Source organism: Sphingomonas sp. GM_Shp_1 (genome assembly GCF_026540895.1).
Taxonomy (GTDB): Bacteria; Pseudomonadota; Alphaproteobacteria; order Sphingomonadales; family Sphingomonadaceae; genus Sphingomonas.
In genome coordinates this window covers 1-10,747 of the sequence record NZ_JALNUR010000062.1, presented here as the reverse complement: position 1 = coordinate 10,747, position 10,747 = coordinate 1, and the positions used below count along the sequence as shown (strand labels likewise).

8 protein-coding genes are annotated in these 10,747 nt (G+C 66.1%); 6 read left to right on the top strand and 2 right to left on the bottom strand.

What is annotated here, in order from left to right:
- Window positions 1–206 precede the first annotated feature (206 nt).
- On the top strand, window positions 207–1,253 hold the full coding sequence (locus tag OXQ33_RS17085) for a homocysteine S-methyltransferase family protein (protein ID WP_267435966.1): 1,047 nt from the start codon (window positions 207–209) through the stop codon (window positions 1,251–1,253).
- 143 nt (window positions 1,254–1,396) lie between these two features.
- Window positions 1,397–3,997: a methionine synthase gene (gene metH / locus OXQ33_RS17080; protein WP_267435965.1), complete on the top strand. Its 2,601-nt coding sequence runs from the start codon at window positions 1,397–1,399 to the stop codon at window positions 3,995–3,997.
- 75 nt (window positions 3,998–4,072) lie between these two features.
- Here metH and OXQ33_RS17075 read toward each other — a convergent pair whose 3' ends face one another.
- Window positions 4,073–4,378: a hypothetical protein gene (locus OXQ33_RS17075; protein WP_267435964.1), complete on the bottom strand. Its 306-nt coding sequence runs from the start codon at window positions 4,376–4,378 to the stop codon at window positions 4,073–4,075.
- 3 nt (window positions 4,379–4,381) lie between these two features.
- Here OXQ33_RS17075 and OXQ33_RS17070 point away from each other — a divergent pair, with 3 nt between their 5' ends.
- The 3 genes from OXQ33_RS17070 to OXQ33_RS17060 all read left to right on the top strand — a co-directional run bounded on the left by OXQ33_RS17070 (window position 4,382) and on the right by OXQ33_RS17060 (window position 6,784).
- A complete protein-coding gene (locus OXQ33_RS17070; protein WP_267435963.1) occupies window positions 4,382–5,338 on the top strand; it encodes an EAL domain-containing protein in 957 nt (318 codons plus the stop codon).
- Between the two features lie 133 nt (window positions 5,339–5,471).
- Complete coding sequence (gene gntA, locus OXQ33_RS17065; RefSeq protein WP_267435961.1) at window positions 5,472–6,191, top strand: guanitoxin biosynthesis heme-dependent pre-guanitoxin N-hydroxylase GntA; 720 nt, start codon at window positions 5,472–5,474, stop codon at window positions 6,189–6,191.
- Window positions 6,188–6,784: an urea carboxylase-associated family protein gene (locus OXQ33_RS17060; protein WP_267435959.1), complete on the top strand. Its 597-nt coding sequence runs from the start codon at window positions 6,188–6,190 to the stop codon at window positions 6,782–6,784. Before gntA ends, OXQ33_RS17060 begins: the two co-directional genes overlap by 4 nt.
- Window positions 6,785–6,918: 134 nt before the next feature.
- Here the strand turns inward: OXQ33_RS17060 and OXQ33_RS17055 are convergent, their stop codons facing one another.
- Window positions 6,919–8,610: an alkaline phosphatase family protein gene (locus tag OXQ33_RS17055; RefSeq protein ID WP_267435958.1), complete on the bottom strand. Its 1,692-nt coding sequence runs from the start codon at window positions 8,608–8,610 to the stop codon at window positions 6,919–6,921.
- Window positions 8,611–8,681: 71 nt separating this feature from the next.
- On the opposite strand from OXQ33_RS17055, the gene OXQ33_RS17050 reads away from it, so the two are divergent.
- The gene (locus OXQ33_RS17050; RefSeq protein ID WP_267435956.1) at window positions 8,682–10,721 is read left to right on the top strand and encodes a protein-disulfide reductase DsbD domain-containing protein; all 2,040 of its coding nucleotides are present in this window, start codon (window positions 8,682–8,684) and stop codon (window positions 10,719–10,721) included.
- Window positions 10,722–10,747: the final 26 nt, after the last annotated feature.

Sequence of the window (10,747 nt, the reverse complement as noted above, 5' to 3'; positions counted from 1 at the left end):
CCCTCCCCCGGCCCCTCCCGCCTGCGGGAGGGGAGTGATGAAATAGAAGGGCCGGGGTTGGCGATAGCGCTTAACCGACGACCCAGGCACACCCCTCCCGCAAGCGGGAGGGGATGGGGGAGGGCAGGGCCACGGGCGATGACGCCAGACGCGCTCCACCCCCACAAGAACGAACGCTCAGCATGAGCATGAGCAGGAGCAAGACGATGACGACCCGCGATACCTTCCTGGCCGAAGCCGCCAAGCGCATCCTGATCACCGACGGCGCGTTCGGCACCGAGATCCAGAACTGGAAGCTGGACGAGGCGGCCTATGCGGGGACGCTGGGCCTGTCCCATGACCAGAAGGGCAATAACGACATCCTGGCCCTCACCAAGCCGGAGGTGCCCGAAGCCATCCACCGCGCCTATTTCGAGGCGGGGGCGGACATCGCCGAGACCAACACCTTCTCCGCCAACCGGATCAGCCAGGCCGATTACGGCGCCGAGCATCTGGTGCGCGAGATCAATGTCGAGAGCGCTAGGCTCGCCCGCCGCCTCGCCGATGAGTATCAGGCGAAGGACGGCCGCCCCCGCTTCGTCGCGGGCGCGATCGGGCCGACCAACAAGACCTTGTCGCTGTCGCCGGACGTCAACGATCCGGGCTATCGCGAGATCGACTTCGATTACTTGAAGGACGTCTACCGCGAACAGATCGACGCGCTGGTCGAGGGGGGCGCCGACTTCATCCTGATCGAGACGGTGTTCGACACGCTGAACGCCAAGGCCGGCATCATGGCCACGATCGAGGCGGGCGAGGCGCTGGGCCGTGAGATCCCGATCATGCTGTCGATGACGCTGACCGACCTGTCGGGCCGCAACCTGTCGGGCCATACGGTCGAGGCCTTCTGGCACGCGGTGCGCCATGCCAGGCCGCTGACCATCGGGCTCAATTGCTCGTTCGGCGCGGAGCAGTTGCGCCCGCATGTGAAGACGCTGTCGGAAATCTGCGACACGCTGATCATGATCTACCCCAATGCCGGGCTGCCCAACGAACTGGGCGCCTATGACGAGGCACCGGTGACGACCGCCGGGCTGGTCGGCGAATGGGCGGTCGAGGGGCAGGTCAATGTGCTGGGCGGCTGTTGCGGCTCGACCCCTGCGCATATCAAGGCGATTGCCGACAAGGTGAAGGGCATGAAGCCCCGCGCCATCCCGACCCCGCCGGTCGTCACCCGCCTCGCCGGGCTGGAGCCGTTTACGATGGCGGCATGACCTTATAGCCCTCTCCCCTCCGGGGAGAGGGCTGGGTGAGGGGAAGGTGTCTCGCAGAGACCGGCCTCTCGACAGCGTGACACCCCTCCGTCAGGGCTGCGCCCTGCCACCTCCCCTGGCAGGGGAGGAATAGAGATCGAGATATGACCCAGACCGCATCCTCCACCAATTTCGTCAATGTCGGCGAGCGGACCAACGTCACCGGATCGGCGGCGTTCAAGAAGCTGATCCTGGCGGGCGACTATGCCCGTGCGGTGGAGGTGGCGCGCAGCCAGGTCGAGAATGGCGCGCAGGTGGTCGACGTCAACATGGACGAAGGGCTGCTCGACGCCGAATACGCGATGACCACCTTCCTCAAGCTGATCGCCGCCGAGCCCGATATCGCGCGGGTGCCGATCATGATCGACAGCTCGAAATGGAGCGTGATCGAGGCGGGCCTGAAATGCGTGTCGGGCAAGCCCATCGTCAACTCGATCAGCATGAAGGAAGGCGAGGAATCCTTCCTTTACTATGCCCGCCGCTGCATGGCCTATGGCGCTGCGGTCGTCGTCATGGCGTTCGACGAGGTCGGCCAGGCCGACACCAAGGAGCGCAAGGTCGAGATTTGCGCGCGCGCCTATGACCTGTTGATGGGAATCGGCTTCCCGCCCGAGGATATCATCTTCGACCCCAATGTCTTCGCCGTCGCGACGGGCATCGAAGAGCATAACAATTACGGCGTCGACTTCATCGAGGCGTGCCGCGAGATCAAGGCGCGCTGCCCGCACGTCCATATCTCGGGCGGCCTGTCGAACCTGTCGTTCAGCTTCCGCGGCAACGAGCCGGTGCGCCGCGCGATGCACTCGGTGTTCCTCTACCACGCCATTCCGGCGGGCATGGACATGGCGATCGTCAATGCGGGCCAGCTCGACGTGTACGACACGATCGACCCCGAGCTGCGCCAGGCCTGCGAGGATGTGATCCTCAACCGTGATCCCGAGGCGGGCGAGCGGCTGGTGGCGCTGGCCGAGCGCTATCGCGGCACCGATGCGGTCGCCGAAAAGCAGGCCGCCGAATGGCGCAGCCTGCCGGTCACCAAGCGGTTGGAATATGCGTTGGTCAAGGGCATCGACGCTCATGTCGTCGACGATACAGAGGAATGCCGCCAGCAATTCGCCCGGCCCATCGAGGTGATCGAAGGGCCGCTGATGGACGGCATGAACGTCGTCGGCGACCTGTTCGGATCGGGCAAAATGTTCCTGCCGCAGGTGGTCAAGTCCGCGCGCGTCATGAAGAAGGCGGTCGCGCACCTGCTCCCCTTCATCGAGGCGGCCAAGGAGCCGGGTGCCAAGGGCAAGGGCAAGATCGTGCTCGCGACCGTGAAGGGCGATGTGCACGATATCGGCAAGAACATCGTCGGCGTCGTGCTCCAGTGCAACGGCTTCGACGTGGTCGACCTGGGCGTCATGGTCCCCTGGTCGAAGATCATCGCGGCGGCGAACGAGAATGACGCCGACATGATCGGCCTGTCCGGCCTGATCACCCCGTCGCTCGACGAGATGGTGACGGTGGGCGAGGAGATGCAGCGTGCGGGCATGACCATGCCCCTGCTGATCGGCGGCGCGACGACGTCGAAGGTCCATACCGCGCTGCGCATCGCGCCCGCCTATTCGGGCCCGGTCGTCCACGTCCTCGACGCATCCCGCGCGGTCGGCGTGGCGACGACGCTCGTGTCCGATACCCAGCGCGACCCTTATGTGGCGCAGGTCGCCGCCGATTACGAAGCGGTCCGCAAGGCGCGTGAGGGCAAGGGGGCGAACGCGCTCCTGCCGCTGGAGGAAGCCCGCGCGCGTGGGTTCGTCGCGGACATGGCGTTGAAGGCAGGTGATCCGAAGCAGCCGGGCGTGCATGTCTATCAGGACTGGGACTTGTCCGACCTGCGCGACTATATCGACTGGACGCCCTTCTTCCGTGCCTGGGAACTGGCGGGCAATTTCCCGGCGATCCTGACCGACGAAGTGGTCGGCGAGAGCGCGTCCGGTCTCTATGCCGATGCACAGGCGATGCTGGACACGATCATCGCCGAGAAGTGGCTGACCGCCCGAGGTGTCGCCGCCTTGTGGCCGTGTCGCCGTGATGGTGACGATGTGATCCTGACCGCCGGGGGTGAGGAAACCCGCATCCCCTTCCTCCGCCAGCAGATCGCCAAGCGCGAAGGCCGCGCGAATATGTGCCTGGCCGACTTCATCGATCCTACAGGCGACTGGATCGGCGGCTTCGCGGTCGGCATCCATGGTATCGATGCGCATATCGAACGCTTCCGGGCCGGCCATGACGATTATAACGACATCCTGCTCAAGGCGCTGGCCGACCGCTTGGCCGAAGCCTTTGCCGAGCGGCTGCACGCGCATGTCCGCACCGACCTGTGGGGCTATGCGGCTGGTGAACAACTGACCAACGAGGCGCTGATCCGCGAGCAATATCGCGGCATCCGCCCCGCGCCGGGCTATCCTGCTTGCCCGGAGCACAGCATCAAACGCACATTGTTCGACCTGCTGGGTGCCGAACAGGCGGTCGGGCTGGAACTGACCGACAGCTTCGCCATGCTTCCTACGGCGGCGGTCAGCGGGTTTTACTTCGGCCACGCACAGGCCGAATATTTCGGTGTGGCGCGTATAGGCGAGGATCAAGTGGCGGATTATGCCGCCCGTCGCGGTGTAGACATGGTGCAGGCGACGCGCTGGCTTCGACCGAATATTGATTGAGCGAGAATGAGTTAAGTCGGTAAGTCGAGGTTACGTAATGTAACCAAAGTGCTTTATTGCCCCGGAAAAGCTTTTTTATCTTTGCAACTCCTTCGATTGACGATAAATATCGGCGCAGGGGTTGGTTAAGCCACAACGAAAATGGCTAATGGCCTGCCGATGGGTAGGGGTGTAGCTACGGTGCCAAGCAGCCATTTCGAAATGGAGATCAGCAATCTCGATCTGATCGAGGCTTGTTGGGGCATCACCGTTGCCGATCAAGTGGTTAGCCACATTCAAATGCGCTTGCGTCATTTGGGCCTGGGGTTCGAACAGGACGAAACTCGACAGCGATTTCGGATCGTCAGCGATGTTCGAGCGGGTAATGCGGTCGAGTTGCATCGCGTGGCCGAGCTTTCCTATCGCTTAACCGCCGAACCCATTTCCATCGCGCTGACGACGGGGCAGCCGGGGGCGGCGCTCCATGCCGTGATGACCTGGGATAGCGACGAACCGCCCCGCTATCGCGGCCCCCGCGACATCCAGCGCGATCATGGGGACCGGTGGTTCGCCATATACAAAAGCGACATGCAGATCGCGGCCCATGCCTTTTGCTGTGCCGCCGACGGGCGGATGATCCCCTATTGGCAGCCGGTTTGCGATTACCGCGACCCTTCGCGTGTCCTGTATCATGAGGGGCTGGTTCGTTTCGGCAATCACAATGCCGGATTGTCGCCCGCCGTCGTATTTCCGGCGTTGGAGCGGACCGGCATGGCCACGACCTTCGACTGGGTCATGGTGCGCCATGTGCTGGACGAATTGCGCGCGGACCCGTCGGCGACGCTGGGGGTCAATATCTCGGCGAGCTCGGCGCATCTGAAGGGGTGGTGGCGGGGTATCCTGGCGGAACTCGCCACGCGCCCCGATATCGCCAAGCGGCTGGTGGTCGAGATCACCGAAACCGATCCGATCGTCCATATCTGCGAGACGATCGCCTTTGCGCGGGAGGTTCGCGCGGTCGGCGCGACCTTGGCCCTGGACGATTTCGGGGCCGGCTACACCTCGATCCGGCAGTTGATGGATCTGGTGCCCGCGCTGGTGAAGATCGACGGCCTGTTCCTTCAGCGCGCCATCAGCAACGTCCAGCCCTGCCATAGTTTGCCGCATCTGATCGGGCTGATCCGCGAACTGGGCGGTACCGTCATCATCGAAGGCGTGGAAACGCCGGAGATGGCTGATATCGGCTATGTCAGTGGCGCGACATGGCAACAGGGTTATTATTACGGCCACCCCGCACCGGTGCGAAGCGGGCACAGGTCGATGTTGCGGCTGGTGGATGTCGCCGGGGAAGCGAATAGCTGACCCTGTCTTCGCGACGGGTATCGAGCAGTGATCTTGATACTTATCAATTCTGATGAAAATGAGTCCCAATTCGTCGGAATATCGGACTCATTTTCTCGGAACGTCCTCCATCGGCGCGGCGTTGGGGCATCCCATGTCAGAAACCGAAAGCAGTCTTTTTCCCGCCAGCGACCCTAGCGAGCCGGAATCGGCGGCGCTGTTGCGCGCCCATATCGCGGCGGCGGACTTCCCCTGTGTCGGCGCGAAGGCGGCGATGGCGCGTGGAACGTTGGAAATCCTGGGCGCGCGCGATATCGCCAGCGCCTGGGACGATCTGCGTATCCATGACAGCCTGCGCCGCTTCGCCGAGCGCTATCGTGCCGAACCGCAACTCTTCCGCAGCCTGGCGGTGGTGTTCGCGGGGCCGGAGCAACTGGACGAGGCGGCGTTCGAGCGGTCGGTCTGGGCGCGTATCCAGTCCCTGTCGGACAAGGATGTCTGGCTGGGACAGGATTGGGACAAGCGCGTCAGCCCCAACCCCGACGATCCCCATTTCTCACTGTCCTTCGGCGGCGAAGCCTTTTTCGTCGTGGGCCTGCATCCGAATGCCAGCCGACCGGCGCGCCGCTTTCCGCGCCCGGCGATGATCTTCAACCTGCACGACCAGTTCGAGACGCTGCGCGCACAGGGCAAATATGAAACGATGCGTGAGAAGATCATGGTGCGCGACGAGGCTTTGGCCGGGTCGCGCAACCCGATGCTCGCGCGACATGGCGAGTTGAGCGAGGCGCGGCAATATAGCGGCCGCGTGGTCGAGGACGGCTGGCGCTGTCCCTTCCATTATGCGGGCTCGGCGGGCGGGGCCGATCAATGAGCGCCGATACGGTCGAAATTCCGCCGCGCAGCGGTGACGCCTTTCGCATGGCCAAGGGTGACAGCCTGACGGTGATCGACCCGCGCGGGCGGCAGGTCGCGGATTTGCTGGCGTTCAACGCGGACGATCTGGACGAGGTGATTTCTTCGGGCCGGACGCTCGACTACGCCGAGACGATCCGGCTGACGGCGGGGCATAAGCTCTATTCCAACCGGTCGCGGGTGATGCTGGAGATCGTCGCCGACACGGTCGGGATGCATGATTTCCTGCTGACGCCCTGCTCGGTCGATACGTTCGACCATTTCTATCCCGACCTGCCGCGCCATCGCGGCTGCTTCGGCAATCTGGCGGCGGCGCTGGAGCCCTATGGCGTCGTGCCGGACCGGATACCGGTGGCGTTCAACTGCTTCATGAACGTGCCGGTCGACGGGACCACGGGCAAGCTGGAGGTGCTGCCGCCGCTCAGCGGGCCGGGGGACCATATCCGGTTCGTGGCGCATATGGATCTGGTGATCGGGCTGACGGCATGCTCGGCGCCCGCGTCCAATGGCGGGTCGTTCAAACCGATCCGGTATAGGGTAGAGCGCCCCTAAATCCTCTCCGGCACGGGGAGGGGGACCGCCGCAAAGCGGAGGTGGAGGGGGATCGCCACAAGGGACGCCCTGCGGGGAAGCCCCCCTCCGTCAGCGATACGCACTGCCATCTCCCCGTGTCGGGGAGGATGTTTTTACCGCTTGCACGTATCCGCCGCCCCCGGATCGAGGTCCAGGCAGCGCCCGTCCACGCCCGGCATCGGCAGGCCGATCGTTGCGGCCAGCGTGGGGGCGATATCGACCGTCTCCACCGACAGCGGCTGTTCGAACCCGCTCATCCCCTTGCGCCAGAACAGGATCGGCACGCGTCGGTCATAGTCCCAGGGCGAGCCATGCGTCTCGACATAGCCCGGCGTGGGTTCCTCGATCGTCGTCACCCGTGGCTTGAGCAGGATCAGCAGGTCGCCCGAACGGGTCGGGTCATAGGAAGACCGGGCCTTCTCCTTCAGCGTCCAGGTTTCGGGCGGGGTCTTCGGCCACGGCGTCGCGGCGATCTCGTCACGGGTCAGCGCGGCGGCGACCTGGGGCAGCGCCTCGTAGCGGCGCTTGGCCTCGGCGAGTATCTTGGCCCGGGTCGCGGGCGGCAGGTCGCGGTTGATATAGATGTCGCCCTCGGCGCTCATCATGATCGGCGGGGTGTTGGACAGGCCCAACGCCTGCGCGACGACGGCGGCCATCGCCTTGGTCTTGGCCTCTGGCGCGACATGGCTTTCCATCGGCATGGCGCGGATCTGCTGCCGCTCGGTCATGTCGTGCGCGCCGTGGTCGGCGGTCAGCATCACCTCATAATCGACGCCCGTGGCGTCCAGCACCTCGAAGAAGCCGGCCAGCGAGCGGTCCAGCTCGGCCATCTGGATGCACATCTCGGCCCCCTGGGTGCCCAGCGCATGGCCGATATAATCGGTCGCGGACAGGCCGACGGACAGGATGTCGGTCTGGGGCCCCTGGCCCAGCTTCATGTCCTGGACGAACCCCGCCGCCATGGCGAGCACGGCGGCATCGGCGGCGGGGGAGACGCGGAACGCTTTCAGGTCGCCCGCCGCGCGCTGGAACCGGCCGGTGCCCAGAGTCTGGCTCCCCACCGTGATCGCCCGGTCGAGCGGCTTGCAGAAACCGGGCAGCGGCAGCGCGTCCTGCGGGCGGGCGATCAGGTCGGCCACCGCCTTGCGCGTGCGCTCGACCACCGGCGGCACGGCGCGTCCGGCATAGGAGACATAGGTCTTGCCGTCCCACCACCACAGCTCATCGACCTTGTGCCCGCCCATCATCACGGCGGCGCGGTCCTTCCCCGCGACCGAGACGGTGCGCACGCGCGGATCGGCGGTTTTCATCCGCTCGCCCAGCGTCGGCACCTTCAGATGCATGTCGGAGACGATGTAATTATTATGGTCCTGACCCGGCGCGCGCTCGTCCTCGGAGCAATAGACGATCTTGTCCGCGCGCCCGACCGTCTGGTCGACCCAGTTGTTGGCGATGATCCCGGTATGGGCGGGGCGATAGCCGGTCAGGATGGTCGAGTGGCCGGGGCAGGTCTCCGTCGCGGCATGGCTCTGATAGCCCGAGGGGAAGACCGCGCCGGTCAGCAGCCGCGCCATGCCGCCGGTGAAGTGGTTGCGATATTGCTGGAACAGGTCCGCCGAGAACTGGTCGACCGAGATCGCCACGATCAGCTTGGGCGGAGTCGTGGGGAAGGGGGCCTGCGGCGTCGCGGGCGTGGTGGCGACGGACGCGGGGGCGCTGCCGGGTTCCGGGCTGGCCGTCTGCGCGAAGGCGGGGGCGGCGATCAGGGCGGCGGAGGCGAAAAGCGCGGCAGTCAGGGACTTCATGGGCAACCTTGATGCAATGCGGGAACAGGCCCGCTATGGAACCCCAAACGGGGTTAGGGCAAGGTCGGTCGATGCGCGGTTGGTTTTACATCCTGATGACGGCCCTGTTCATGGTCCTGGGTTTCGCCCTGGCCCCTGAACCGGCCATGGCGGAGAGCGGTCCCCCGGCGGCCCCCGGTGCGATCCATCTGCCGATGCGGCTGGTCGCCGAGAGCGCCACCCCGGCGGCGGGCGGGCCGGTGACGCTGGCCATCGTCGCAACCCCGGACAAGGGCTGGCACGGCTATTGGAAGAATGGCGGCGATGCGGGCCTGCCGACCGAGGCGCACTGGACCCTGCCCAAGGGCGTGACCGCCAGCGAGTTGCGCTATCCGGTGCCGGGGCGGCTGAAGATCGCGGGGCTGATGAACTATGTCTATGAGCGGCCCTTCGCGCTGCTCGTCGATCTGAGGCTGCCTGGCGGGCTGGCCAAAGGCACCGCTCTGCCGGTGACGGTGAAGCTCGACTATCTGGTCTGCACCGACACGATCTGCGTTCCCGAAAGCCAGACCCTGTCGACCCGGCTGACCGTGGGCGACGGCGCGGTCGATCCCGCCACCCGTGCCGAGTTCGACCGCTGGCGCGCCGCGCTGCCCAGGCCGCTGGGCGGGGACGGGGTGATCGAGACCAAGGGCAAGGCGGTGCGGATCGCGGTACCGCTCCCCGCCTCGGTCGCGGTGAAGGACGCCTATTTCTTCCCCGACCGCAGCGGGGTGATCGACCATGCCGCCGATCAGATGATGAGCCGCCAGGGCGACCGGCTGATCCTCGCCATCCCCGCCGCTGCCGTCTCCACCGCCGGGCCGGTGTCGGGCGTGCTGTCGATCGGGGAGGGCAAGGGCCTGTCCTTCGCCGCCAGGCCGGGCGCGATCGCGCGGGCGGGGGCTGGAGCGGACACCGGCTTCGGCGCGGTGGTGCTGGCCTTTCTGGGTGCGGTGCTGGGGGGCTTGCTGCTCAACATCATGCCCTGCGTCTTCCCGATCCTGAGCCTGAAGGCGCTGAGCCTGGCCAAGGGCGGCGGCGATGAGCGCCATGCGCGGGCGGAGGCGCTGGCCTATACGGCAGGGGTGGTGCTGGTCTGTGTCGGACTGGGCGTCGTGCTGCTGGCGTTGCGTGCGGGCGGGCAGAGCGCGGGCTGGGCGTTCCAGTTGCAGGACCCGCGCGTGATCGGCGTGCTACTGCTGCTGGTCGCCGCCATCGCTTTCAACTTGGCGGGGCTGTTCGAGCTGCCGACGCCCGCCTTCGCCGGCCGTTCGGGCGCGATGGGATCGTTCGCGACCGGGGCGCTGGCGGCGTTCGTCGCGACACCCTGTTCGGGGCCGTTCATGGCCGGGGCGCTGGGCGCGGCTTTGGTCCTGCCCGCCGCCGCCGCGCTGGCGGTGTTCGCGGGGCTGGGGATCGGCATCGCACTGCCCTTCATCGCGATCGGCTTTATCCCTGCGCTACGGCGGCGGCTGCCCAAGCCGGGGATGTGGATGGTCCGGCTGCGCCATATCCTGTCGGTGCCGATGTTCCTGACCGCGCTCGCGCTCGCCTGGATATTGGGGCAGGAGGCGGGGGTGACCGGCATGACGCTGGGCCTCGCCGCCGCGCTCATCGCTTCGCTGGGCTTCTGGTGGACGGGGCTGCGCCAGCATGGCGGCAAGGGGCGCGCGGGCTGGCCCGCCATCGCCGCCCTGGTGCTGGCGGTCGCGATCCTCGTGACGGTCAAGCCCGCCGCCGCCGTGGCGAAGGCGAGCGCCGATACCGCCTTTACCGAGGCCGGACTGGAGGATTTGCGCAAGCAGAACCGCCCGGTCTTCGCCTATTTCACCGCCGACTGGTGTTTGAGCTGCAAGGTCAACGAAGCCGCCGCGATCGAGCGGACGTCCGTGCGCGAGGCGTTCGAGCGTAACAAGGTGGCGGTGCTGGTCGGAGACTGGACCGATGGCGATCCTGTTTTGGGACGGTTTATCGAGCGGCATAACCGGGCCGGGGTACCGCTCTACCTCTATTATGCGCCGGGCGCGAAGGAACCGCAGGTGCTGCCCCAGGTGCTGACCCCGTCGATGCTGGAGAGGCTGGGGGCCTGATCCTCCCCGGAACGGGGAGGGGGACC